The following is a 26,239-nucleotide window of genomic DNA, read 5'->3' as shown; positions in this document are numbered from 1 at the left end:
GCGCAACTCTCTAGAGCAAAACATGTTTTCGGTAATAACGGAAAAGTTCGTCAGGTCCGGCACCTAGGTAATTTTTAAGGTGAATCATGGCAAAATGAAACTGTAACCGCATCCAGCCAAGCTCCCGATATTTTCTTGCCGAGGTGATTACGTAATCGGGCAACACCTTGAATCGTGTATGCCTGTACAACCGCCGAATGAATTCGGAATCCTCATAGATAAGGTAAGCTTCATTGAAACCGCCACTTTCCAAAAAAATGGTACGGGAAACAAAAAGGGATTGATCTCCTCCGCGACACAGGGAATGGTTTATCCTGGAGAACCAGGCAAAAAACCTCAAAAAGGGGTGTCTTGTGTCGAATTTCATTCGAAAACAGCCCGTCTCAAAGCCTTTTTCAACAGCATGGAGTATTTTTTTGTCAAAATCCTTCGGAGGGAAGGTGTCAGCGTGCAAAAAATACAGTATGTCCCCATGTGCAACTCTAGCACCCAAATTCATCTGAATGGCCCTACCTCGTTTTGATTTGATTACCCTGGCCCCCGCTTGCTCCGCAATCGTTCGGGTATTGTCCTTGCTTCCCCCATCCACACACAAAATCTCCCCAATGTTGGAAGTACCCGCAATGCGGCTTAAGTGTTCCAGCAATGGGCCGATGTAACGCTCTTCGTTGAGCACGGGGATTATTATGCTGATGGAGGGGTTCTTATTTGGTTTCATTTAGGCTCCAATCGTAATCCAGATATGAGATTTTTGTTTCTTCAGAAATGGGCTGTTCCAGATACTGGTTGATATAGCCAACAAGAGAAGTATCTTTTGTAAAATCTTTTTTAAACCAATTGAATATTTCTGATAGATGTGCTTTCCCATTTTCAAACCGATTGCGTTTTGGATCGTTGATGAAATCCTTCGCCGTTTGGGTGAGCAATTCTTCCAAATTCTCAGGGGTAAAGGCTCTATTGAGCAGTTTTGGGCATGAAAACGATGCACAGTTGATGGCAAAATGGATTCTGGGTTCATCCATTTTCCGCAATACTTCGTGCTCGATATCATTCAGTGAAGTGATCTCATTGCCCACCTTGATCCATTCTTTTTTCCATCGGAAGGGAATATCCTTTATGCTTTCCACCGGGTAATGGTCAACAATCAATTTGACCGTTGCTGCATTGTATAGGTTGATGAAGTAGGCCAGTTTCTCTTTCTTGGCCCAAGTGCTTGCCGGAGGGTTTTCTGCAAGATGGGTCAGATACGCATCCAAGGGCTTTGGATTTTCCGCAATTGCGGCATAGTTGACATTGCCTTTTTCATCGACATGTTCTTGAAGAATGACATTCCATGCCTGATGGTTTGGCTTCAACTGGGAAATATCATCCTGGGCCAATAATTTTTCTGCATTGCCCTGACACGAGATCAGCAGGAGGCCAAAAAAAAGATGTTGAAACAGGTTCATTGCCTTGGTGTTGGATTTGGGAATAATAGTCTTAAAAAAATGCCTAACCTTTCATCACTATCAAAAATTACAACAAAATGGGCAAAGACCGGCCAAAGTTTCTAAATGGCGTTCATGAGACCTTTGAAGAGCTGGATCATCTTGGGTTCCGTTTCATTGGCAATGGCAATGATCTCTTGGATGTCAATCGGTTTTAGGTTATCTGGATCGCATTCGTCGGTCAGTACGGAAACGGCCACCACCGGTAGTTTTAGATGGTTTGCCACGATGACTTCCGGCACGGTGCTCATGCCCACGGCATCCGCGCCCAAGGTCTTGAGCATACGGTATTCGGCCTTGGTTTCCAATTGCGGTCCCACAACCGAGGCATAAACGCCTTTTTGAAGTGATATTCCACGATCTTTAGCAAAAAGCTCAATTTTTTGGCGCATGTCCGGATCATAGGGTTCACTCATGTCCACGAATCTTTCGCCAAATTCGGCAACATTTTTAAAGGCAAGTGGCGATCCGCCTTGTAGGTTTATGTGGTCCTCGATCAGCATGATATCTCCTTTTTTGAAGTTGAGGTTGATGGCCCCTGCGGCATTGGAGACGAACAATTTTTTTATTCCCAATTGGTGCATCACTCGGATAGGATAGGTGATATCAATAAAGTCATACCCCTCATACAAATGGAACCGTCCCTGCATCACCACAACTTTTTTAGCTTCAATGGTGCCATAGATCAACTTTCCAGTGTGGAATTCTACCGTGGCCAGGGGAAAATAGGGGATGTGGTTGTAGTGGGCCGTGATGGGGTCCTCTATTTGGTCCACCAGTTGCCCTAGGCCGGTGCCGAGCACAATTCCGATTTCTGGGGCATCGAACCCTCTTTTTTCTAGATAATCAACTGATTCTGCAAGTTGTTTTTTAGTCATTGTCCATATGTTTTAAAAAGGGCTCAAAGGCCTTGATGTCCTTGATATCTTCGTAACGGTCCACGTCATTTCGTTCAGGTAATAAATAAACGTTGTGGCCATCCATGTCCTTTAGGGTTGCTGACAGTACGGTATTTCCGCCCCATGCTTTGTTTTTGAACAGTTCAGGTCTTAGGGATTTCATTCCCAAAAGATAGTAGCCACCATCCTCCGCCGGTCCAAGCACAAAATCGTGCTTTTCCAATTTATCAAAGGCCGCTTCCAAATCTTTTTGGGCCAGGTCGAACATATCGCTGCCAATAATAACGATTTTTCCAAAACCCGCATTGAACCCATCGCGAAAGGCATTCATCATCCGTTGGCCAAGATCTTCACCCTGCTGAATTCGTTTTTTGTACAGGAACGGGTCCCAGATGTCACCTACCCCAATTTTTTCAGAGTAGTAGAGCCATTTTTCAACCTGAAGGTCCTTGGTTATGGAAGCCGTATGCTGCAACAGGAATTTATAGATCTCCAAAGCCGCGGCATCCCCCACTTTTGACGCCAGTCTGGTCTTACATTTCCCCAATTCGGGATTACGGGTCAATATGATGAGTAGATAATTTTTCAAAAAAATGTTTTGGAACGAAAGATACGCAGAGATTGGTCAAAAAATGGATGCAGTACTTATCATGATGCACCATTTTTTTATTCGAAAGTGTTGTTTTGCGTTGGTTATTTTAAAACTTGGAGCGAGAGTAATGCATGGGAAGTGTTACATTATGTTTATCTTACTACTAAAAAATAACCCATTCCACCCCAGATGCAAAACAAGCTCTTGTTGATTTTTTTGGTCTTCTTTGTTTGTGCATGCAAAACCAAGGAAAAAGAGGAGAAAACTGAAAAACAATTGGTTGAGGCTTTCACGGAACAGTATCGGCCCCAGTTTCATTTTACCCCAGAAGAGAAATGGATGAACGACCCCAATGGGTTGGTGTACCACGAAGGAACCTACCATCTTTTCTTTCAATATTATCCAGATGACATTGTATGGGGCCCAATGCATTGGGGACACGCCATCAGCACGGATATGGTACACTGGGAGCATAAACCCATTGCGCTGTATCCGGACGGGCACGGTCTCATTTTTTCGGGAAGCGCTGTCGTGGATAAGGAAAACACCTCTGGTTTTGGCAAGGATGGCAAACCACCTTTGGTGGCCATATTTACCTATCATTCCATGGAGGGTGAAAAGGCAGGAAGAAATGATTTCCAAACGCAGGGCATAGCGTATAGTTTGGACAACGGCGCGACTTGGACCAAATATGAGGGAAACCCCGTGATCGGAAATGAAGGCATTCGTGATTTTAGGGATCCCAAGGTTTTTTGGCACGAAGGTTCCCAAAGCTGGGTATTGGTCTTGGTGGCCGGGGACCATGCCAGGTTCTACACATCAAAAAATTTAAGGGAATGGGAATACCGGAGTTCCTTTGGAAAAAATCAAGGAGCCCATGGTGGGGTATGGGAATGCCCAGACCTTTTTCCTTTGTTTGTTGAAGGGGAGGAAGAACCCAAATGGGTCTTGCTCATCAGCATAAACCCCGGCGCGCCCAATGGTGGCAGCGGCACCCAGTATTTTGTTGGCGAATTTGATGGCAATAGGTTCATTTCCGATCAGAAAGAGCCCAAATGGCTGGATTACGGAACGGACAATTATGCAGGGGTCACCTATAACAATGTGCCCAATGACGACCGAATTTTTATAGGATGGATGAGCAACTGGGACTACGCCCGCGATACCCCGACAAAAAAATGGAGGAGTGCTATGACCTTGCCCAGAAGGCTTACTTTGGGAAGGCATAAGGGCGAATATCTACTTGCCAACTATCCATTGCCGCAGATAGCGACATTGGCTGCTACGGAATTGTTGGGAAGCACCAAAATAAGTACGGAAGGGGCACAGACCTTCTCCATTGCCAATTTGAACCAGTCCCAAATTCGATTGAGAACGGCCTCCAAAGACTTTGAGCTGGTTTTTAAGAATGATATGGGCGAGACCTTGGAACTGACCATGGACTCCAACAGCAACGCATTTCTTTTGGACAGGATGAATTCGGGCCAAGTGAACTTTCAGCCGGAGTTTGGGAATAAAAAACACTATATGCCCATCGAGTTTTTAACGGACGGGCACTATGAAATAGATATTTATTTGGATTGGTCTTCCATCGAGGTTTTTTTGGACAGGGGGCTATTGGCCATGACGGACCAGATTTTTCCATCACAGCCCTATACTGCTTTGGAGGTGCACAATAATGATGGAGAAGAAGCCATGGAGTTGGTTTTTGTAAAGAAAATGCCTTCCATTTGGCCCTAACCCTTTCATGATGAAATGGAAAAAGGGCGCCTTGTTTGGCACCCTTTTTTTGAGACATGGTCAACTATTGAAAACTTGGTTGTTGTTGCCTGTTTAGGTCAGTTCATGTATATGTACAAGCTGTTGATGAGCGAGCAGATGGACAAGGCTATCATTAAATACCAGAAGAGATAGCCCAATTTTTCTTCTACAGTGTTCATGGTTATAAAATGTTTGTTTAGGTTGAGATGAATTCCTATAACCAAAAATACCAATAATAAAGGCCGTACAATTTGAAACTATGTCCGTGACTAAAAATGGGATATAATCGGTGTCAAAAATTTTGTGGATGGTAAACGGACAGTTTTTTATAAGATGGTTATGGGGAGAAAAGAAAAAGGGACTCCAATCCGAAATCCCTTTTTAATGTAACAATCTATGGAAGTTCATACCAAAGGTGTGCCGTTCAAACGTTTCTCAATCTTGCGTTTTTTTTCTGTCAATCGTTTCATGATGTCCATGAGGCCGGCATCTTTGGTCTTCTTGTATATTTCATTTATGGATAGTATGAGTTTTTTCGCCTCCCTGGAAGCGGCAACCCTATCGCTAGTGGACATATGGCTCAGTTTTCTGTTCTCGAACTCTTCAGCCTTGGTGAGTAAATCCTGGGTCATTTTTATTTAAAATTAATTTAGATTGACTAAATATAATCGTTAGTTTCATAGTTTGTGCCAATAATGCTATTCGATTTTCATATTTATGAAAACCTTAAGACAAATTGAAATTGCATCCCCTGACAATTAGAGGGCTTATGGGGGCTTACACGCTGATAACAAGTTGGTAGCGAACAATCTCTCACTTTGGTATTATGCAAATTTTCTAATTTTATGGTACTATATCCTAGAATCTTTCTTGCGAGAACAATTGCCCAAAACATGGATACATCTCTTGATTTTGCCTTTGGGGATGCCATCTATTTCAACATAGTTGTGGTAGGTATCTTTCTAGCATTTTTTTTTGTCTTAAATGGGGAGTACGCCGTCAATAGGTGGATGTCCGGTATCTTCCTTGTGTTTGGATTGCATTTTGCAAACCTGTTGTTGCTGCAATATGTAGAGTTTTCACATTTTGGCTTTGTATTTGGGCTACTATATGGTCCACTGGTGTTACAGTTCATATTGGGCCATAGCTCTAACCATGAAAAGCGTATGTTGTTCCACTTTTTGCCCTCTGGTTTATTGTTGGTGCGGATAATGATCCAAAATTGGATGAAAATCGATACCTCTACCGGTGAGATCAGATTCCTAACCTTTTTTGTGTTTGCCCATTTGTTGTGTTATTTGGTATACTCCTATTTTAAAACGGCGAAGCTTCACAGGATTTGGTTGCAAACCAGGGCCATTACACAAACAAAAAGAATCAACCTTATCCAAATGTTATTGGCAGCGATTTCCCTACTTTATCTATTGGCCATAGTGAATCTAATTTTGGACAACCTGCCCGAATCTATTGGAAGAGCAATTGCACTTTCCATAGCCTCCCTAATTCTACTTTGTATGCTTGGCCTTATTTATATGGGATTAGGCCACCCCTATATTTTTAGGCCAATTACAGATGAGGAGGAGTTGATAGTCAGTGCTATGGGGAAAAAATATAAAGGGAGTGTATACACCATACAGGATTGTGAAACATGTTCGGAAATTTTGGTGTCTCTTATGGAAAAGGAAAAATCGTATAGACAACCCGATATATCCCTTGGACAATTGGCAAAGGAGAGCGGCTTTTCACCCCGATTGGTGTCCCAAGCTATAAATGAATGCTTGGAACAGAGCTTTTTTGACTTTGTCAATGGCTATAGAATAAAAGATGCTAAAAACCAACTTAAGGATAAAGACCGAAGAGTTTCAGAAATAATGTACGATGTGGGCTTTTCATCAAGATCCTCCTTCAATGTGGCATTCAAAAAGCATGCTGGCACCACCCCAACCCAGTTCCGCGCTGCCAATTAAATCTTGTTCGACTTCGCGTAGTCGAGCTTCTATTTCAATTTTTCAAGGTTTCTTGGCAAAAATTTATCCAAACCATGAAAACAACATTGTTCCTGTTATTTACTTTACGGGTATTTTTTCCTATAGCATTAAAATGCCAGTCCCCAGATAAAAAGGATTCCATAGCGGAATTTAAGGATATTGGATTATGGGTGGACCCCATTATCCAAAAAGGTATGGAATCGTTCAATATTCCCGGTGTTGCGTTTGTCTTAGTGTCAAAAGATTCAATACTTTATTCCAAGGGGTACGGGTTTGCAAATTTAGAAGGCCGTATCCCTGTAAATCCATTTGAAACACATTTTGATATGGGATCTATTCCCAAAGCGCTGACAGCGGTGGCGGCCCTGCAATTGGTGGAAGATGGCATTTTTAATCTCCATGCGCCCATCAGCGAGGTTTTGGGTGCGCTTCCCTACTGCAAATTTGAAGATGGGAGACCTATAACACTTCATCATTTGTTGACCCATACTGCGGGTATCGATGACATTTCCAATATTGGAAGTGCATCCAAATCTATTGTGGATTTTCCAAGTTTATCGGATTTCTTGGAAGCCAATCCTCCAAAGCAGTTTACCGGCCCAGGACGGGTAGTGAGCTACTCTAACCTGGGTTATGGGTTAATTGGCCGAATGATGGAAATTGCAACGGATAAACCATACCAGGAATATATGAGATCCAATCTGCTTGAACCATTACAAATGGAGCATAGCTCTTTTGAAGTGTCCCAGATCCATCAGATGGATGAGCAGCGGGCTGTGGGATATGAATACTTCGATGGGACATATCATGCCGTGCCTAAAAACTTCCAAATAAATTTACCTGCAGCGGGCCTCAGGGGGAGTGCTGGAGATATGGCCAATTTTGTCCAAATGCTGCTCAATAAGGGCAAGTTCGATGGTAAGGTAATATTGGGCGAGGGCATGGTCGATAAAATGACCTCTACCCAATATACAAGTCACCCAGATATAATTGGTCTGGGTTACTCATTACGGGAACAGCAAATATGCCCATCACGAATTATGGCTCAAAATGGCGGTTGGCAAGGCTATAACAACGATTTTTTCATTTTTCCTGATAAAGGGGTTGGCTTCATGGTTAGTGTGAACACGGACGATTCTACCCAATTGGCCGAAGAACTTCTTTCGGCCTTTAAAAAAAAATTCTTGGATCCGTGCACGGATGCTATGGAGATTAGGCACAATCCTGCAGATTTATTGCCGTATGTAGGCACCTATAGGAGTAACCGCCATTCCAGACATACCATTACCAAGGCGGGCATTCTCTTAGGGGCAATACCAGAGTTTGAAATAGAAGTCATCAATGATTCCCTGAACTATCAAGGTGTGCCATTAATATTTTTGGGGAATGATGTTTTTTCCCGTAGCGATGGCCATGGAAAAATTGCATTTATTCGAAATGCGAACCATCAAATCACCCACATGGTTCGGGACTATAGCCCCTATGATGCCAATGAAAAGATAAAATGGTTTGAAACCGCCCAGGTGCAATTGTATGTTTTTATTTTCATTTTGACAATGCAACTCGCACTTCTGCTCATATCAATTTATCTCACTGTCAAAAGATTTTGGTTCTCCAGGGTCATGCAGATTTCAGTGGAAAGGCTTAATGTTATTTTTGGAAATGCGACCTCCTTAATCTTTGTCTATTTGCTTATCTCTGAATTCATGCATATTGGCCCATGGGAGTTGCAGTATGGTTTATCCGCCAACCTGAGGTTGATACTATTGTTGCCTTACATGGTCCTTGTGTTTCTATTTGTTTCAGGGTACTTTGTTTATAAAAAATTCAGAAATGGTAATGGCTTTTTTAAAGGAATCCTGTTGAGCTTGATCAGCCTGACGACAATGGCGGTTTTTTTACTTCTACTGAACAACTGGAACTTAATAGGTTACCAACTTTAGATCAATATGGAAACTGCAACGCTTATGGGATACTTATTGAGATAGGTTAAGAAGTCAAGAAAGGTTGTTCAGATATAGGAATCAAACAAAAAACCCGGCAATTTTGCCGGGTTTTTTGTGGTACCTCCAGGAATCGAACCAGGGACACACGGATTTTCAGTCCGTTGCTCTACCAACTGAGCTAAGGTACCATGCTTAATAAAGCGGGTGCAAATATAATTTCAAAAATAGGATATACAAACAAAAACCCGAAAAAAGGCACTCGTTTTTTTCCAATTCCACATCTTTGTATTATGAACCTTGTCATCGACATTGGAAACACCCTGGTCAAGTACGCTGTTTTTGAAAATGGCATACTGCATTTCGATGAAAGTTCGGAATCCAATCTCTTTTTGACCAAGGTAAAGGGAATCTTCGACAGGTTTCCAAAAATTGACCATGCCCTGATTTCCTCCGTGGGAAAACTGGACCGAAAGGAGCGTGACATCGTGGCACTTTTTTGCGAGGTGCATGTACTTTCGGGCAGTTCCAGAGTGCCTTTCAAGAATAGTTATGCGACACCACAGACATTGGGAATGGACCGCGTGGCATTGGCCACGGCCGCCTTTTATCAAAATCCCAGGGGAAATACGCTTGTGGTCGATGCGGGTACATGCATCACGTATGATATGGTTAATGATTCCGGCGAATATATTGGCGGTGCCATTTCTCCTGGAATACGGATGCGGTATAAAGCCATGCACGACCAAACCGCAAACCTGCCACTGTTGGAACCGGATGATTTGTTGGATTTCGTTGGAAATTCTACCGAGGCATGTATGCATAGCGGGGTTATCAATGGTGTTTCACAAGAAGTTGACGGGGTTATTGCACAGTATAGTTCACGCTTCCAACATTTAACAGTTATTTTAACAGGTGGTGACTCCCATTTTTTTGCCAAAAGACTAAAAAACACCATATTTGCGAATTCTAAATTTCTCCTAGAGGGGCTTAATCACTTGCTGGAATACAACAAACGCTAAATGGTCAAGAAATTTATCATTGCAATTTTTTGCTTAATGGCCCATGGCCTTTTTGCGCAAAATGGTACCATATCGCCTTACTCTTTTTTTGGCATTGGGGATTTAAGGAACAACGGAACGGTTGAAAATCAGATGATGGGGGGGATAAGTATGTATGCCGACAGCATCCATTTGAATCTTACCAATCCCGCTGCATATTCCCAGTTAAGACTAACAGCCTATACGGCCGGGATTGCCCATACGGAATATCGATTGAAGGACTTTACCGAAGAACAGAATATTGGCGTGACCAACCTCGACTATTTGTCCATTGGTTTCCCGTTGTCCAAGAACATGGGAATGGGCTTCGGATTGATGCCATTGTCCTCTGTGGGTTATAGCCTGAGGCAGGAAAGCACCAATGCAAATGGTGCCACGGTAACCAATGTATTCACTGGCGAAGGCGGTTTGAACCGTGTTTATGCCTCTATCGGATTTGAACCCATCAAGAACCTGAGCATTGGGGCCACAGTTAATTTTAATTTTGGAAATCTGGAATATGAACGCATTCAAAGTGTGGAAAACGTGCAGTTTGGCACTTTGGATAGAAGGGAATCACGCATCAATGGGTATGATTTCAACTATTCCCTCAACTACACCCCTACCATAAAAGAAAAGTACACACTATATACCTCTATTGTGGTAAACACACAAGGCAATCTTGTTTCTAAAAACTCCGAACGCCTTGGCTCTTTCTCCCTTGTAACGGGGGATGAAATAGAAGTCATCGACGTGGACCTTGATGCCACCAACCTAAGGAACACCGAATTGAAAATCCCAACAAGGGCCACTGTGGGACTTGGTTTTGGGGAGAACAAAAAATGGTTTATGGGTGGGGAATACAGTTTTCAAAAATTCTCAGATTTTGACAACGAGTTCCTCGGAATAGAAAACGTTAGGTATAACGATGGAAGCACCTTTGCATTCGGCACATATTTCGTGCCCGACTATCGGTCCCTGTCCAGCTACTTCAAAAGGATCACCTATAGGGCTGGAGTGCGGTACGATGTTACTGGTTTGGAAGTGAACAACAAGGAGATAAACAATTTTGGCATAACTTTTGGATTTGGGTTACCGTTGAGCAACAATTTCTCCAATCTCAATTTGGGATTTGAATTGGGAAGAAGAGGAACAACGGATGCCAACCTGATTGAAGAAAGTTATTTTAAGGTCAATATTGGATTGTCTCTTAATGACAGATGGTTTATTAAACGAAAAATAAATTAACAGGAAAATTTTTCCAAAATTCTTAAATAACCACTCTTATACATTTCTTTAAGATGTTTTTTTAATGAAAATTTGTACATTAACCACTTTAAAATTAGTAAGATGAAGAAGAAATACTACTTAACGATGATAGCGGCGATTATGTCGGTGGGATTAAGTATGGCTCAAGCACAAAATCCAGAGTGCATGACCAATCTTTCCATTTATGCGGAACACGCAAAGGTTAAAAATTATGATGCGGCCTATGAACCATGGAAAATGGTTTATGAAAGTTGCCCAGACATCAACAAGGCCAATTTTTCCTATGGGGAGAAAATATTGGCCCACAAAATTAAAAACTCTACAGGGGCCCAAAAGGATGGCTTCGTGCAAGATCTTATGGCCTTGTATGACAATAGTCTAAAATATTTCCCTGGGAAGTTCACCAAGGCAGGTGTCGCCATAGACAAGGCACTTCTTTCCTATGACGAAAAAATGGCCTCCGATGACCAGCTTTATGCCATGTTGGACAAGGCATTCAAGGAAGACAGGGCCAATTTTAAGAACCCCAAGGCCCTCTATCTCTATTTTTCCAGTTTGGTAGATCTGCACGCAGCTGGCAAAAAGGACCTTCAGGAAGTCTTTGATGTTTATGATGACGTGACCGAGAAGGTGGAAGAGGAAAACAAAAAGTTGACCGATGACCTTCAAAAGCTTTTGGAAAAGGAAGACGCCGGAACTGCACTTACCTCCAAAGAGCAAAAGAGAAAAACGGTATTCGAGACCAACTCAGAGTCTTACGGTAAAATTGCCTCTAGTATTGATTCCAAATTGGGAGCATTGGCCGATTGCGGCAACTTGATTCCACTCTATGAAAAAAGTTACGAAGCAAAAAAAGGAGATGTAAATTGGGTGAAGCGCGCCGTGGGAAGAATGTTCTCCAAGGAATGTACGGATGACCCATTGTTCAGTAAGATGGTTGAGATTCAAGCCCAGTTGGATCCCTCTGCGGATGTATATGTATACTTGGGGACCTTGAAGTCTAAAAATGGAAATAATAATGGTGCCATTGCCGATTTCAACAAAGCGGTGGAATTGGAAACCGATTCCTATAGAAAATCCAACATCCTGTATAAAATTGCCACTACGGTTCGTAGAGGCAGTAAATCACAGGCCAGGAACTATGCCCTTAAGGCCATAGAGGCCAATCCCTCCAATGGAAAAGCCTATTTGCTCATTGCGAATCTGTACGCCTCCAGTGCCAATGACTGTGGAAGTACACCCTTTGAGAAAAGGGCGATCTATTGGAAAGCTGCGGACATGGCACGTAAGGCCGGTAGGGTAGACCCATCATTGGGAGGAAGGGCAAGTCAGTCTGCCTCCAGTTATGCAGATAGGGCACCCACAAAAGAGATGATCTTTAGCTCAGGAATGGCAGGCAAAACGGTATCCTTTAGCTGTTGGGTAGGTGGCAGTGTACAAGTGCCGAATCTATAATGTGAAAAGAATATCATCAAATAATCTAAAGTGTTTTGCCACGGTTTTAACCGTGGCAATCCTTTTTATGTCCTGTGATGATGACTATAAAAGAGTTGGGGAAGAAGCCGTAAAACCTGTTTTCCCCCAGGGTATTGCCAAAAACTTCACCCTTACCTATACCGAGGCCATTAAGGAACTTAGCACGCAGGATTCATCAAGATCAAGGGTCCTAGCCATATTGACCAGTCCAATAACCGAGGACTATGATAACCAAAACTTTAAGTTCCGTACCTTTCCAGAAGGACTTAAAGTAGATTTCTTTGATGAAAAGGACCAAAAAAGTGTGATCACAGCAGACTATGGCATAGTCTATTCCCAGACCAATCTGATAGATTTACAGGGCAACGTGGTAATAGAAAGCCATGATGGCAAAAAGTTGGAGACACCCCAATTGTTTTATGATAGAAAAAATAATTGGATCTTTACAGAAGAGACCTTCACCTACACAAATCCTGAAGATGGAACCGTAATGGATGGTGAAGGAATGGACTTTAATAGGGACTTTAGTTTTTTTAAGGCCCATAAGACCTTTGGCCTAATGACCATAAAAGAAAAAGAATAAATGATCAAGATTTTACGATACACCGAATATCTGTATTTGGCCGTGGCGGCCATTTCCATCTACAAAATAGCAGAGCTGTGGAGTGTAGACCCCAAGGAAACCTATATTTTCATTTTTTTTGCAGTGGTCTCCCTGGCCATGTTCAGTTTCCGCAGGAAATATCGAAAGCGTTTTGAACAACGAAAAAGGGACAATCGACAATAAGCCTTGGACACGCCCCTGATCATAATAATAATTTCCTTGCTTTTTTCGGCATTTTTTTCCGGAATGGAGATTGCCTTCGTTTCTGCCAACAAGATCCACATTGAAATTGAGAAGAAACAAGAAGGCCTCTTGGCCAAGGTGCTTACCTGGTTAACGGAAAAACCTTCCAAGTTCATCGCCACCATGCTCATTGGCAACAATATTGCGCTGGTGATCTATGGCCTTTTCATGGGGGATATGCTCATGGGATGGTTTCAGGACCTGGTTCCAACAGGTTCACAGTTCGTGGATTCCCTGTTGACCCAGTTCAGTCTCCTGAGCCAAACCATAATATCCACACTGATAATTTTGCTGACAGCGGAATTTTTACCCAAAGTCCTGTTCCAGATCTATTCCAACACACTTTTGAAATTTTTTGCCGTCCCAGCCTATTTTTTCTATGTGCTTTTTTCGTTCATTTCATGGTTTGTCATCAAGGTGTCGGACTTTGTGCTTAAAGCATTGTTTAAGACCACTGGCGATGAGGTACAGCTCACCTTTACCAAATTGGAACTGGGCGACTATATTACCGAACAAATGGAAACGGTGCAGGAAGAGGATGAGGTGGATTCCGAAATACAGATTTTTCAGAACGCCCTGCAATTTTCAACGGTAAAGGCCCGGGAAGTTATGGTACCCCGGACCGAGATCACGGCGGTGGATATTGACGAGACCCCGAAGAACCTTACCAAACTGTTCACCGACACGGGATTTTCCAAGATATTGATCTACAAGGAAAATATAGACGAGATCATAGGATACGTCCACTCCTACGAACTTTTTAAAAAGCCCAAGACCATTCGCAGCATTCTGTTGCCCGTGGAATTTGTGCCCGAGACCATGCTGATCCAAGATATACTGAATGTGCTCACCAAAAAAAGAAAGAGCATGGCCGTGGTCTTGGACGAATATGGCGGTACCTCGGGGATACTTACCGTGGAGGACATTATAGAAGAATTGTTTGGAGAGATAGAGGATGAGCACGATTCAACGGACCTTTACGAAGAAAAGCTCAGTGAGAATGTGTACAAATTTTCTGCACGGTTGGAAGTGGACTACATCAATGAAAATTATAAATTGGAGCTGCCCGAAAGCGAGGAATATGAAACCTTGGGCGGTTTGATAGTGAACGAGACCGGCCAAATCCCGGATCAGGACTCCGAAGTGAAATTGGACAAGTTCACCTTTCAGATACTTGAAGTGTCCAATACCAAAATTGATTTGGTCACCGTTCGTGTCAACACCGAAGATTAACGGCCAACACACTTTTTTAAGCTTTCCTATTTGAAAAGAAAATGGTATTTTCGCCCACTGAAATTATAGAAAACAAGCAGTAAAATGGCAATATTAGAGAATATTAGAAAACGCACAACGGTGCTCATCCTCATCATAGGTATGGCATTGTTTGCCTTTGTAATATCAGGGGTCTTTACAAGTAATGACTTTGGAGGGAACAAAGTGGGATCCGCTGTGGCAGAGATAAATGGAGAGAATATTTCCATTGATGACTTTAGAAAGGAAGTGGAGACCGCCTCGCGGAGATATGGGCCCAACTTTTCATCCATGCAGTTGGTGAACACCGTGTACGATCAAGAAGTAAGAAAGGCCATATTGAACCAACAGTTCGAAGATTTGGGCATTGAGGTGGAAAGCGATCAGATCATCGAGTTCGTGAAAACTTCAGGCTATGCACAAATTCCAGACTTTCAGGATGAGAACGGGATCTTTAACGAAGAAGTGTTCAAAAGTGCCATTGCCGATTGGAAGGTCAATGACCCACTGCGTTATGATGCATGGTTGCAGGACGAAGTATCCATAATACAAGCGGCCAAGGAACGAATTTATTTCAACCTCATAAAAGGTGGCGTTGCGGCTACGCTCACCGAAGGTGAGTTTGACTACAAATCAGCCAATGAAAAAGTAGACATACAGTATGTGAGGGTACCCTATACAAGTATCCCGGACAGCACCATTCAGGTGTCCAAGAATGAAATCCAGGCCTACATAAGCAATCACAAGGACGATTTTGAGCAGGAAAAGGCAAGGGATATCCGATTTGTGTACTTTGAGGAGAAACCTTCCGCCGAAGACGAAAAAGCGGTGGAGGATGCTGTGGTGGCCCTGCTTCGTGATACTGTGGAATACATGGAAGAAAGAAACACCACCGATACCATTCCAGGGTTCAGGAACACCCAGGATATGGAAGCTTTTTTGGATAGAAATTCGGATATCAAATTTGATTCCATCTACAAGGCCAAGAACGATTTGCCATCCACGGTGGCCGATACGCTTATGGCCCTGCAAGTGGGGGAACTTTATGGTCCCTACCGTGATGGCGACTTCTTTAAGGTATCCAAAGTTTTGGACAAAAAGACCAATGGTACCGTAAAGGCAAGCCATATTCTTTTTGCATGGCAAGGTGCTGAAAGAGCCAATCCAAACGTTTCTCGGACCAAGGAAGAGGCTGAGGCCAAAGCCAAGGAAATTTTGGCGGAGGCACAAAAAGAAGGCGCAGTATTCACAACCTTGGCCAGGGAAAACTCTGATGGACCCTCGGCCCCAAGAGGTGGGGATTTAGGGTATTTCCAGGAAGGGGTCATGGCAGATGCCTTCAACGATTTTTGCTTTGGAAACCCAGTTGGGACCATCGGGTTGGTAGAGACCCAGTTTGGGTATCACGTTATTAAGGTGGACGACAAACAGGACATTGTTCAAGTGGCCACATTGGCCAGGGAAGTTGCCCCTTCAGAAGAGACCATAAACACATTGTTTACCGAAGCCACCAAATTTGAAATGGAAGCTTTGGATGCAGATCCGGAGGCTTTTGATGACATTGCTAAGGATGATGGTTTCTCCATACGGCCCGTGAACAAAATCAAGGAAATGGATGAAAACCTGCCAGGTCTTGGTGCGCAGCGCAGCATTGTGCAGTGGGCATTCAATGACGATACCAGTGTGGGCGACATTCGACGGTTCAACGTGAACAATGGGTATGCCGTCGTACAATTGACCAAAAAGTATAAAAAAGGGTTGATGACCCCAGAAGAGGCATCCGCAACCGCCTTACCCGAGATTCGAAAGGAAAAGAAGGCAGAGCAGATTATGGCAGCCAACCAAAACAAGGATTTGGAAGCTATCGCTTCGGATAACAGCGTCACGGTGAATACTGCTTCCGCATTGACCATAAAATCCCCAACCATACCGGGTGCCGGCAGGGAGCCCTTGGTGGTTGGTACCGCATTCGCTTTGGGACAGGACCAAACATCGGATTTGATAAAAGGAGTGTCAGGCGTTTTCAAGATCAAGGTAACCAAAAAGGAGGGTGCACCCACGGTGGAAAATTTCAGCACCTATGCGAACAGCCTTCGCACAAGTGCCGCCAATAGGGTGAATGGAGAGGTATACGATGCACTTAAGGACAAGGCTGAAATAGAGGATAAAAGATCCATTTTCTATTAAGAGCCAACATCGTTCAATAGTAATAAAGCCCCGTTTACGGGGCTTTATTTTTTTGTTTCAAAAAGTTTAATGGTATAGTCAAACAGTTCCCTGTCCCCAGCATCTCCATGACCGGGAATGATGATCATCGCATCCTTGTACCTTGATTTAGCCTTGGCAACGGTTTTCGGCCACGCATCGATATTGGCATCTCCTAAATACCCTTTTCCTGCTCCTAAGGATTTAAGCAAACAACCTCCAAATAGTACCTTATCTTTTGGGAAATAGCCAATAATATTGTCCGGTGTATGGCCTTCTCCCAAATAATCCAAAATAATATGTTCTTTTCCTATTTCGAGCACTTTTGTGTTTGAAAAATCATTTTGCGGAACAACTGCATCCTTGCCATTCACCAATTCAATGGTTTTGGCATGGGCATATGAGGGGATGCCCTCGGAATGAAAAGCGGCCAGCCCTCCCAAACAATCCTCGTGAAAGTGGGTGGCAACCACGGCCTTTATGTCGCATTTGAGAGCTTGTCCCACCCAATTGATCAACTCATGGGATACGGCATTGTTGGTTGGGGTATCAAAGATTACGCTATGCCCATCTGCAACCACAATAAGTCCATTGCAAGGAACCTTGCCCCAACTGTCTGTCTCCAAATAGGTAATATGTTGAAAGCTGTTTTCCGAAAGTTGCTTTATTATTAGAGTTTCACTCTCATATAGTATATTACTTTTTTCTGCCTTACAGCCAAATAGAAATAAAGACATCAAGGAATACAGGTATGTTTTGTTCATGGTCACTTTGAAAGAATCAGTTTTGAAAAAGGAAAAATGGTGGGGTATCCCTTGATTTGAAAATAGCGAAAAGGATTTTCCCTCGACGTAACCAAAGCAAAGTCGCCACCCCAGGCCCCAAGGCTTTTGATTGTTCCAGGATAATCTGGAAAAAGCTGGGATTTTATAGTAGGAAGGTCAAGAACGCTTGAAAGCAAAGTTTCATGTTCAATCAAGAACGTCTCAAAATCTTCTAGATTTTCTGCAGAAATCATGGCCTTGGTAATTGCCGAAATTTGGTCGGTAAAGGTCACTTTGTCCAATTCTTTTCGCTGGTAATTAGCAATGGCCTCTTTACTGCTTTGCTTTTTGTTGAGATACACAAAATAAAGGTCATCCTTGAAGGAAGGTGCGAAGGACACTTTCTCCACAATCGGAACACGGTTCTTTAATTGATAGGTTATAGGGCCATCATTTTGGGCACAGGCAATGTCATACCCACTGCCACCAAAAGCATTCCATAAAAGTTGATAGGCATCAACCTGTGCCCACTGCGCAATATTATTGATGAGTGTGGAAGAGGAGCCCAATCCCCAATGTCGAGGAAAACTAAGCTTGGTCTCAACGCGAACACCTTCGGAACCAGCAAGAAAGTTGGGATCCATTTTTTTTGCTTCCAAAAGTAACTTGCCCAACGCGTTGCTGACCTCTTTATTTGATGAGGAAACCCAAGAAAAGCTTCTCAGGTCCAATTTTCCTTGGAACCAGGGAGCATTATTTTCGTCCAAACTGATCCATTCCAAAAATCCGGAATCCCGTGAGTCCACTTGAAGTAATTGTCCATATTTTGTGGGAACAGCCAGTCCCAGGGCCCCATCTAAAATGGCATATTCCCCTGAAAGCAACAATTTGCCATGACTGTAAAACTCCTGCTGCATTATCTGGATTGGATTCGTTCCAAGGCTTCCTTTACCGAGGCATTGGTTACCGTGTGGTCCTTAAAATAGGTCACCAATTGCTTTTTTTCGCTTTCGGTGGCGCCCATTTGGTTGAGCATGTTCAAAAGATGCATTTTCATGTGTCCTTTCTGGATGCCCGTCGTCACCAGCGAGCGCAGCGCGGCAAAGTTTTGCGCCAGACCGGCAACGGCCACAATTTGCATAAGTTCTTTGGCCGTGGGTTCTTGAAGTATTTCCAATGCCAACTTCACCAGCGGATGCAAGGAGGTAAGTCCGCCCACGGTACCCAGGGCCAACGGCACTTCAATCCAGAACTTGAAGATATCGTCTTCAATATGTGCATTGGTCAAGCTACTGTACTGCCCATCTTTGGCCGCATAGGCATGAATGCCAGCTTCCACCGCCCTGAAATCATTCCCTGTGGCTAGTACCACGGCATCAATGCCATTCATGATGCCCTTATTGTGGGTTACGGCACGGTAGGGTTCGGCTTTGGCAATGTCCACCGCCCTTTTCATTTTTCTGGCAAAGACTTCACCGGGAATTCCCTCTTCTTTCAAATTGGAGATGTGGCAGCTCACTTCAGCCTTTACAAGGCAATTGGGCACATAATTGGACAAAATGCTCATGACCACCTCAATTTGTTTTTCTTCCGAGGTGAATTCAGGATAAGACTGTGCCTGTTCCTGCAGCGTCTTTGCAAATTGTTCCAAACATGAGTTGATAAAATTGGCTCCCATGGCGTCCAAGGTCTCAAAGGTGCAATGGAGCTGGTGATACCCGGGAATCTTTTCATCAAAATTCCTTAGTTGGATGTCTTTTATACCCCCACCCCTTTTTTCCATGTTCTGCGTGATGGATGACACACTTTTGATGAGGGCAGGCTTAAGGTTTTGGAAAAAGGAATCCAATTTGTTGGGATTGCCGGAATAGATGAAATGCACCTGCCCCACTTTTTCGGTTCCCAAAACGGTAGTTTTGAAACCGCCCCGGTTCAACCAAAACTTGGCAGCTTTGCTGGCCGCGGCCACCACGGAACTTTCCTCAATGGCCATGGGAATGGCATAGAGCTTTTCGTTTATCAGAAAATTGGGCGCAATGGCAAAGGGGAGGTAATAATTGGACAGCGTATTTTCTATAAATTCATCGTGCAGTTTTTGCACCTGTTCCTCAGGATTCCAATAACGTTCCAATAGCTGTTTGGAAGCGTCGGGATCTTTGGTGTAGTTCCTGGCGATCCACTCTATTTTTTCGGCCTTTGTCAGTTTTGAAAATCCTTCTACCGGGGTATTCATAAAGCTGGGTTAAAGGATTCAAAGATAATGATATTGGTGCTTTGCACTGGCCCGTAGGTTTCATAGTATTCTCACAGAGAGTTTTCGACCCTGTTCTTGTGATTATTATAAGAACAAAGTTTAATTTTTGAATAAATATTAGTAAACTTGACAGTTTTTAATCAATTCTTTACTTCATGAAGAAACAGTTCCTCCTGATTCTGTTTGTTTTCGGATTTTTCACATCTTCCATTGCCCAAAAGAAAAAAATAACCCTTGATGAGATTTGGGGCGGCGAATTCAGGACCGAGTACATGGATGTGCTCCGTTCCATGAAAAATGGAAAGCAGTATACCCTACTGAATTTTGAACGCTCACCAAGATCTAGCAGCTTGGATAAATATGATTATGAATCGTTGGAGAAAGTGGAGACAATCGTGGCTTCTTCCGGGGCCGTACCTTTTTTCACTTCCTATGAATTCAGTGAGGATGAGTCAAAAATCGTTTTGGCGACAGAAGTCGAGCCCATATTCCGTCATTCCAGTTTGGGCATTTTCTACGTGTACGACATTGCGTCCAAAGATCTAGTCAAGATTTCGGAGACCAAGATCCAGGAACCCACCCTTTCCCCGAATGGCAATCAAGTGGCCTATGTGTTGAACAATAACCTCTATCTTTTTAATATAGCAACCAGGACCACAAAACAGTTGACCACCGATGGCAGCAAGGGAACCATCATAAATGGTGTCACCGATTGGGTCTATGAAGAAGAGTTCGCTTTTGTAAGGGCTTTTGAATGGAACAGCAACGGTACCCAAATTGCCTTTTTGCGTTTCGACGAAACCAACGTGCCACATTTTTCCATGGATGTGTTCGGACAGAACTTGTATCCCTTCCAGTATGAATTCAAATATCCCAAAGCAGGGGAGGAGAACTCCAAGGTCACATTGCACTTTTATGATTTGGGTTCGGAATCCATCTCAAAAGTGGACTTGGGTGATTCGTACTATATTCCCAGAATCAAGTGGATGAACAATCCTGACCATTTGAGTGTGCAGACCTTGAACAGACACCAAAATGACCTAAAGCTGCACAAGGTGGATGCAAAGAACAACACGGTAACCCTGCTGCTACAGGAGCAGGATGCCGCCTATGTGGATGTGGATGACGATCTGACCTTTTTGGAGGATGACAGCTTTGTATGGACCAGTGAGATGGACGGATACAACCATTTATATTTATATAAGAAGGATGGCAAACTGAAAAACCAGATTACCAAGGGCCCATGGGAAGTCACCCGATACTATGGATATGACAAGTCCAGAGATAGGATTTACTATCAATCGGTGGAAAACGGCTCCATTAACCGCGATGTGTACAGCATTTCGAGCTCCGGAACGGATAAAAAGAGACTCAGCAACAAGGAAGGGACCAATTCGGCGGACTTCAGTGCGGATTATACCTTTTATATCAACACCTTTTCCAGTGCAACGGTCCCTTATGAGTTTACCCTTCATCAAGTGGCCAAGGGCAAGAGAATGAAAGATTTCAACCAGGAGAATGAATTGATTTCCAGGGGAAGGCTCATCAGGGATAACTCGGCCTTATTGAAAAAGTTGGAAAACTACGAGCTTGTTCCCAAGGAATTTTCCACCATCGACATCAATGGAAACGATTTGAACATGTGGATGATGAAACCAGTCGATTTTGACCCAACCAAAAAATACCCATTGTTGATGTTCCAGTACAGTGGACCGGGGTCGCAGCAGGTGGCCAACAAATGGTTTGCCAGCAACGATTATTGGCATGAAATGTTGGTTTCCGAAGGTTATATTGTGGTCTGCATCGACGGTAGGGGCACAGGGTATAAAGGTCGTGACTTTAAAAAAGTTACGTACCTAAACTTGGTAAAATTTGAGACCGAAGACCAAATTGCTGCTGCCAAAAAGTTGAGCGAGCTCCCTTTTGTGGATGAGAAAAGGACCGGAATTTGGGGCTGGAGCTTTGGCGGGCATATGAGCACCAATTGTTTGTTGAAAGGGAACGACACGTTTGAAATGGCCATTGCGGTAGCTCCGGTAACATCCTGGCGCTTTTACGATACCATCTATACCGAACGATTTTTGAGGACCCCCCAGGAAAATCCAGTGGGCTACGATAATGATTCCCCTTTTAACTATCCAGAATTGTTGAAAGGAAAATATTTGTTGGTCCATGGCTCTGGAGACGATAACGTGCATGTGCAGAACTCCATGCGCATGATCGAGGCGTTGGTCCAGGCCAACAAACAGTTTGATTGGGCCATTTATCCCGATAAGAACCATGGAATTTATGGTGGCAATACCCGATTGCACCTCTATACCAAAATGACCAATTTCATAAAGGAAAATCTGTAACCAAACACCAAAAAATATGTCACAAGTTGTACAACCGCCCAGTGAGAAAACCATTTTAGGTCATCCCCAGGGTCTTTTCTACCTATTCTTTGCAGAGCTGTGGGAACGTTTTAGTTTCTATGGCATGCGGGCCCTGCTCACGCTCTATATGGTCAATGTTATTTTTGAAGCATTGTCCACAAGAGATTATGCAGCTGCGGCCGTCTATGCCTCTTACGGATCGTTGGTATATGCTTCCACGGTAATCGGGGGTAAAATTTCAGATTCCATTTTGGGAATGCGTGCATCCATTTTTTTGGGAGGAATTTTGATGGCACTGGGTCATTTTGTGCTGGCCATTGAAAACAACATCGCTTTCTTTTTGGCACTGGCATTCATCATTGTTGGCAATGGATTTTTTAAACCGAACATCTCCACATTTGTCGGTACGCTGTACAAGGATGGGGACCCTCGTAAAGATTCGGGATTTACCATCTTTTATATGGGGATCAACATTGGAGGATTCATATCGCCACTGCTCTGTGGCTGGCTAGGCCAGACCTATGGTTGGCATTATGGTTTTGGATTGGCAGGGATAGGCATGTTGACTGGATTGCTCTTTTTCTGGAGCGGGATAAAAAAGAATGTGTTCGGGGAAGGTGGCAAGCCACAGAATATGGAAGCCTATGAAAGAAAGGTAATAGGGGTTCCTCAACACAGATTGGTGCGGATTTTGGCCTTCTTGGCAGCACCTCTGATTGCATTTTTGCTCTATTCCTACAAATCGTTGGGAGGGGAGGGCACGGCCTTGGAGGATACGAACATTGTCAATCTATTGTTCTACGTAATTGGAATTTCCGTGTTGGGTTATATGGCCTATATCATGTTCAACGCAACAATGGACGAGCGTAAAAAACTCTTCATGGCCTTGCTGATAACTTTTTTCATGACCATTTTCTGGGGTTTCCATGAGCTTCATGGAAGCGTTATTACCCTGTTCGCAGCCAGAAATGTGAATCTGTCCCTTATCAATGCAAGCCAAACGAATGCTCTTAACTCTATGTTCATCGTCATTCTATCCATTCCCATATCCATTATGTGGACGTATTTGGCCAAGAAAAAAATAAATCCCAGGACCCCTTATAAATTTGGTATGGGATTGCTTTTGGCGGGATTGAGCTTTTACGTTGTTTCGCTGAGCGGTGCAAGTGCCGATGAAAATGGCATGGTGCCCTTTTCATATCTTTTGGCCCTCTATTTTATAATATCCGTGGGGGAGTTGTTCATGTCTCCGGTAGGGTTGTCCAAGATTACGGACCTGTCACCCAAAAGAATCGTTGCCTTTATGATGGGAATTTGGTTCCTGTCCTCCGCATTTGCATTCCAGATCGTAGGGTTCATTTCCAAGCAATTGGCCATAGAGAGCACCGATAAGAATGTGGGCGGATTTGAAACATTGAATGTTTATTTGGACGGCTTCCGATTGATTGCAATTTATGCGCTGGTGGCTGGTGCTGTGGTAATTGTTTTTGCCCCGCTCATGAAACGCCTAATGGGCAACGTCCACTAATCATCCACTGAATTAAAAACATAATATCCCTTTTTGCCGGTGTAGTGAAAAGGGATTTTTCTTTTTGCACAGGTTTGTCTCCATCGCTCAATATAGCTTCTGTAGTTATTGCCATCAGCAAGAACGATTTTGGGGCATGCCGAATCCAAAAGGCGCTCCAGGTTGATTTTTGGGGATTGGGTAAGCAGCATGTAATCTAGCTGTTTTTCCGTGGGATAAATCCCCAGGCTATCCACTATGTACAGCTGTTTTCCAAAAAGTTGATAGCTGTTTTTGAGTTCAATATATGAGGTGGATTGAACACGTTCTGCCACGGAATGATTCGCTACAAGGCGTTCCAGGTTGCTGCTGTTCTTGGCGTAGATGCTCAAATGACGACCATTTTGATCAAGCAGGACCGTATTTCTTGATTGGTGAAGTAGCAAAAGTTGTTCTTTTTCGACTAGGATGTGATGGCTCCATAGGGCATGAATCTGCAGCCCAACGATGCCGATGGCCAGGATAATGGCTGTTTTCCATCTGGGTTTGGAAAGCAACACCACCAAGGTTATGATGACCAGGTAACCAGCAATCAATTGAAAACGGTCAAAAGGGATATCCTTGACGATGAAACTTTCCTGCTGCCCCACCCATCCTACAATGGAATTCATCGTGGCAATGACCCAATTGTAAATTTGCGCCAGAAAAATGGGCAATTGACCCACAGACGACAACGTGATGACCAGAATTCCCATGCCCAGAATCAATCCCAAAAAAGGGATGATCAAGAGATTGGAAACAAAGAACAGGGCCGGAAACTGATGGAAATAGAAAAGACTTATAGGTAAAACACCCAATTGCGCTGCAATGCTCACCGATAATAACTGCCATGTTTTGCGAACCAACCAATTGTTGGGAAACCAGAACTTTTGCAATTTTGGGTATATCCAGACAATCGCGATTACCGCTGCGTAGCTCATTTGAAAACCTACCTGAAACAACATCAACGGCTTCATGAGCAGAATGGACAGCATTGAAAGGGCAATTATGTTGAAGGAATTGGTGGGTCGATTCAAATAGAGGGCATAGGCAAAGAAAGTGAACATGGTCACTGCCCTGATTATGGAAGGGGACAACCCAGCGATAAAGGCATAGAGCCAAAGCAATAGAACAATGATGATTAATTTCAAGACCCGGCCCTTCGGTATGTAATCCAAAGGAGAAAGCAAAAACTCGAGAAGAAGAAGAAGGATGCCCACATGTAGGCCCGAAACGGCCAAAATGTGTACGGCCCCGGCATTTTTGTAGTTGTTATAGGTGTTTTCCGAAATATCATCCCGTTGTCCCAACAACAATGCTTGTATTACCGCCAGTTCTTCCTCGCCAAAATGCTGTTTTTTCAATTTTGCGATGATATTTTCCCTAATACGAGCCGCTTTGCCCACAAGTGTTTCCGAATGCTCACCTAAAGTGAAAATGGATTTTTGATGGGCCTTGATCCGGTGTTGAATCCCTAGTTTTTTGAGATATTCCCTATAATTGAATTGATTCGGGTTTAATGGCGAAGGGATGGATTGGACCTGACCGGAAATCAATAGTTCATCATCAATGGCGTATTTTTCCCGTGTTGAATCCGTTTGAAGGTTCAGCAATACCTTACCCGTACTCTTTTTGTATCCAACGGCGATCACCTCCGCCACGTAGTTTTGGGCATAGGGATTGGGCTTGAGTTCCTCAGAGATCTTTAAATGCCAAAATTGTTCATTTTGAAAATCAACTTGGGAATAGTGATTGGGCATCTTTTGTGACAATGCAAGCACCAGCATTCCAAGCACAATGGTGAAACACATGGCGCCGAGCTCAAAAAAGGGAAGGCCATCCCTAGGCTGTTTTTTCATGCTCCAATACAGCACAGGAAAGAGGGACAACAGCGCAAAAAAAGGAAGCCTCGGACCGATTTCAAAATAAAAACCGATAATGATGCCCACTACAAGGCATAATGTCAACTTTATGGAAACAAAATCAAAAGTGCGCATTAGAGAATACGCATGGCCTTTACAAAAGCATGGTTCCAGTACCCTTCCCGCAGGGAAGAGACCAAAACGCCCCTGGAGGTTGTGGCGTGAATAAACTTGATATCCTTTCCATCCACATCCACCACAAGTCCCACATGATTGATGCGTCTGCCGGTTTTGCCTGTCTTAAAAAAGAGCAGGTCCCCTTTTTCAACCTCTGCGACCCGCACGGGCTTGCCTTCTTGGGCCATCAAATAGGAAGCTCTGGGAAAAGCGATGTCGTTTTCCTTTAAGGAAACATAGACCAAACCGGAACAATCCATGCCACTTTCGGTGATGCCGCCATATTTGTACCGCGTGCCTGAAAACTGCAATGCAGTGGAGATAATAGCCTCGGCCTTGGCATTTTTTCGTTCCTCCTTGCTGGATTCCCTTGTGGAAGTGCTGTCTTCGGTGGACCCCGCTACCGTAACGGTCCGGGTCTTGCTGTAAGTTCTTTTTTTTGAGCCGCAGGAGGCCAAAGAAAAAATTAATAGTAAGATTAGGGTTTTACGTAACATCCAAGA

22 protein-coding genes and 1 tRNA gene are annotated in these 26,239 nt (G+C 43.6%); 12 read left to right on the top strand and 11 right to left on the bottom strand.

The features are described 5' to 3' along the window. Positions 1-10: 10 nt before the first annotated feature. The 4 genes from K7G75_RS00755 to K7G75_RS00740 form a co-directional block, all read right to left on the bottom strand. Entirely contained in the window at positions 11-718 is a 708-nt protein-coding gene (locus K7G75_RS00755) for a TIGR04283 family arsenosugar biosynthesis glycosyltransferase (protein ID WP_222981765.1), read from the bottom strand. After that, positions 705-1,448 (bottom strand): DUF547 domain-containing protein, encoded by a 744-nt coding sequence (locus K7G75_RS00750; protein WP_222981763.1) that lies wholly within the window; start codon positions 1,446-1,448, stop codon positions 705-707. Before K7G75_RS00750 ends, K7G75_RS00755 begins: the two co-directional genes overlap by 14 nt. A 101-nt stretch (positions 1,449-1,549) precedes the next feature. After that, complete coding sequence (locus K7G75_RS00745; RefSeq protein WP_222981761.1) at positions 1,550-2,365, bottom strand: purine-nucleoside phosphorylase; 816 nt, start codon at positions 2,363-2,365, stop codon at positions 1,550-1,552. Continuing rightward, positions 2,358-2,975, bottom strand: a complete 618-nt coding sequence (locus tag K7G75_RS00740) for a TIGR04282 family arsenosugar biosynthesis glycosyltransferase (protein ID WP_222981759.1) — start codon at positions 2,973-2,975, stop codon at positions 2,358-2,360. Before K7G75_RS00740 ends, K7G75_RS00745 begins: the two co-directional genes overlap by 8 nt. A gap of 192 nt (positions 2,976-3,167) precedes the next feature. Here K7G75_RS00740 and K7G75_RS00735 point away from each other — a divergent pair, with 192 nt between their 5' ends. Further along, a complete protein-coding gene (locus tag K7G75_RS00735) occupies positions 3,168-4,718 on the top strand; it encodes a glycoside hydrolase family 32 protein (RefSeq protein WP_222981758.1) in 1,551 nt (516 codons plus the stop codon). 425 nt (positions 4,719-5,143) lie between these two features. Here the strand turns inward: K7G75_RS00735 and K7G75_RS00730 are convergent, their stop codons facing one another. Continuing rightward, a complete protein-coding gene (locus K7G75_RS00730) occupies positions 5,144-5,371 on the bottom strand; it encodes a hypothetical protein (RefSeq protein WP_222981756.1) in 228 nt (75 codons plus the stop codon). 261 nt (positions 5,372-5,632) lie between these two features. Between K7G75_RS00730 and K7G75_RS00725 the strand changes: the two genes are divergently transcribed. Both K7G75_RS00725 and K7G75_RS00720 read left to right on the top strand, forming a co-directional pair. Further along, positions 5,633-6,706, top strand: a complete 1,074-nt coding sequence (locus K7G75_RS00725) for a helix-turn-helix domain-containing protein (protein WP_222981747.1) — start codon at positions 5,633-5,635, stop codon at positions 6,704-6,706. 74 nt (positions 6,707-6,780) lie between these two features. Next, entirely contained in the window at positions 6,781-8,670 is a 1,890-nt protein-coding gene (locus K7G75_RS00720) for a serine hydrolase domain-containing protein (protein ID WP_222981745.1), read from the top strand. Between the two features lie 118 nt (positions 8,671-8,788). Here the strand turns inward: K7G75_RS00720 and K7G75_RS00715 are convergent. After that, positions 8,789-8,861, bottom strand: a tRNA-Phe gene (locus K7G75_RS00715). Positions 8,862-8,963: 102 nt separating this feature from the next. Between K7G75_RS00715 and K7G75_RS00710 the strand changes: the two genes are divergently transcribed. From K7G75_RS00710 to K7G75_RS00680, 7 genes are all read left to right on the top strand, one after another. Further along, a complete protein-coding gene (locus K7G75_RS00710) occupies positions 8,964-9,692 on the top strand; it encodes a type III pantothenate kinase (RefSeq protein ID WP_222981743.1) in 729 nt (242 codons plus the stop codon). After that, positions 9,693-10,958, top strand: coding sequence for a BamG family beta-barrel-assembly machinery protein (locus K7G75_RS00705; protein WP_222981741.1), 1,266 nt, complete (start codon positions 9,693-9,695; stop codon positions 10,956-10,958). A gap of 102 nt (positions 10,959-11,060) precedes the next feature. Then, complete coding sequence (locus tag K7G75_RS00700; RefSeq protein ID WP_222981739.1) at positions 11,061-12,434, top strand: tetratricopeptide repeat protein; 1,374 nt, start codon at positions 11,061-11,063, stop codon at positions 12,432-12,434. 1 nt (position 12,435) lies between these two features. Then, complete coding sequence (gene lptC / locus K7G75_RS00695) at positions 12,436-13,038, top strand: LPS export ABC transporter periplasmic protein LptC (protein ID WP_313777798.1); 603 nt, start codon at positions 12,436-12,438, stop codon at positions 13,036-13,038. Next, positions 13,039-13,242, top strand: coding sequence for a hypothetical protein (locus K7G75_RS00690; RefSeq protein WP_222981737.1), 204 nt, complete (start codon positions 13,039-13,041; stop codon positions 13,240-13,242). Between the two features lie 3 nt (positions 13,243-13,245). Further along, the gene (locus K7G75_RS00685; RefSeq protein ID WP_222981735.1) at positions 13,246-14,535 is read left to right on the top strand and encodes a hemolysin family protein; all 1,290 of its coding nucleotides are present in this window, start codon (positions 13,246-13,248) and stop codon (positions 14,533-14,535) included. Between the two features lie 84 nt (positions 14,536-14,619). Continuing rightward, positions 14,620-16,740: a peptidylprolyl isomerase gene (locus K7G75_RS00680; protein ID WP_222981733.1), complete on the top strand. Its 2,121-nt coding sequence runs from the start codon at positions 14,620-14,622 to the stop codon at positions 16,738-16,740. A 44-nt stretch (positions 16,741-16,784) separates the two neighbouring features. On the opposite strand, the gene bla is transcribed toward K7G75_RS00680, so the two are convergent. The 3 genes from bla to K7G75_RS00665 are packed head-to-tail and all read right to left on the bottom strand — an operon-like array spanning position 16,785 to position 19,755. Beyond that, on the bottom strand, positions 16,785-17,522 hold the full coding sequence (bla, locus tag K7G75_RS00675; RefSeq protein ID WP_222981731.1) for a subclass B1 metallo-beta-lactamase: 738 nt from the start codon (positions 17,520-17,522) through the stop codon (positions 16,785-16,787). Positions 17,523-17,524: 2 nt separating this feature from the next. Further along, positions 17,525-18,439 carry a GYDIA family GHMP kinase gene (locus K7G75_RS00670; protein WP_222981729.1) on the bottom strand — a complete coding sequence of 305 codons (915 nt, stop codon included), beginning with the start codon at positions 18,437-18,439 and terminating at the stop codon, positions 17,525-17,527. Then, positions 18,439-19,755, bottom strand: a complete 1,317-nt coding sequence (locus K7G75_RS00665; protein WP_222981727.1) for a hydroxymethylglutaryl-CoA reductase, degradative — start codon at positions 19,753-19,755, stop codon at positions 18,439-18,441. Before K7G75_RS00665 ends, K7G75_RS00670 begins: the two co-directional genes overlap by 1 nt. Before the next feature lie 176 nt (positions 19,756-19,931). Between K7G75_RS00665 and K7G75_RS00660 the strand changes: the two genes are divergently transcribed. Continuing rightward, on the top strand, positions 19,932-22,130 hold the full coding sequence (locus K7G75_RS00660; protein ID WP_222981725.1) for a S9 family peptidase: 2,199 nt from the start codon (positions 19,932-19,934) through the stop codon (positions 22,128-22,130). A 16-nt stretch (positions 22,131-22,146) separates the two neighbouring features. Further along, entirely contained in the window at positions 22,147-23,679 is a 1,533-nt protein-coding gene (locus K7G75_RS00655; RefSeq protein WP_222981723.1) for a peptide MFS transporter, read from the top strand. On the opposite strand, the gene K7G75_RS00650 is transcribed toward K7G75_RS00655, so the two are convergent. Both K7G75_RS00650 and K7G75_RS00645 read right to left on the bottom strand, forming a co-directional pair. Next, positions 23,676-25,694, bottom strand: coding sequence for a ComEC/Rec2 family competence protein (locus K7G75_RS00650; RefSeq protein ID WP_222981721.1), 2,019 nt, complete (start codon positions 25,692-25,694; stop codon positions 23,676-23,678). The two genes, K7G75_RS00655 and K7G75_RS00650, sit on opposite strands and share 4 nt — an antisense overlap. Beyond that, positions 25,694-26,233 carry a C40 family peptidase gene (locus tag K7G75_RS00645; protein ID WP_222981719.1) on the bottom strand — a complete coding sequence of 180 codons (540 nt, stop codon included), beginning with the start codon at positions 26,231-26,233 and terminating at the stop codon, positions 25,694-25,696. Before K7G75_RS00645 ends, K7G75_RS00650 begins: the two co-directional genes overlap by 1 nt. Between the last annotated feature and the right edge of the window lie 6 nt (positions 26,234-26,239).

Origin of the sequence: Flagellimonas meishanensis (genome assembly GCF_019880545.1) — a bacterium.
Taxonomy (GTDB): domain Bacteria; phylum Bacteroidota; class Bacteroidia; order Flavobacteriales; family Flavobacteriaceae; genus Flagellimonas; species Flagellimonas meishanensis.
Note: the sequence above shows the minus strand (reverse complement) of the source record. Positions and strands in the feature narration are given on the sequence as shown.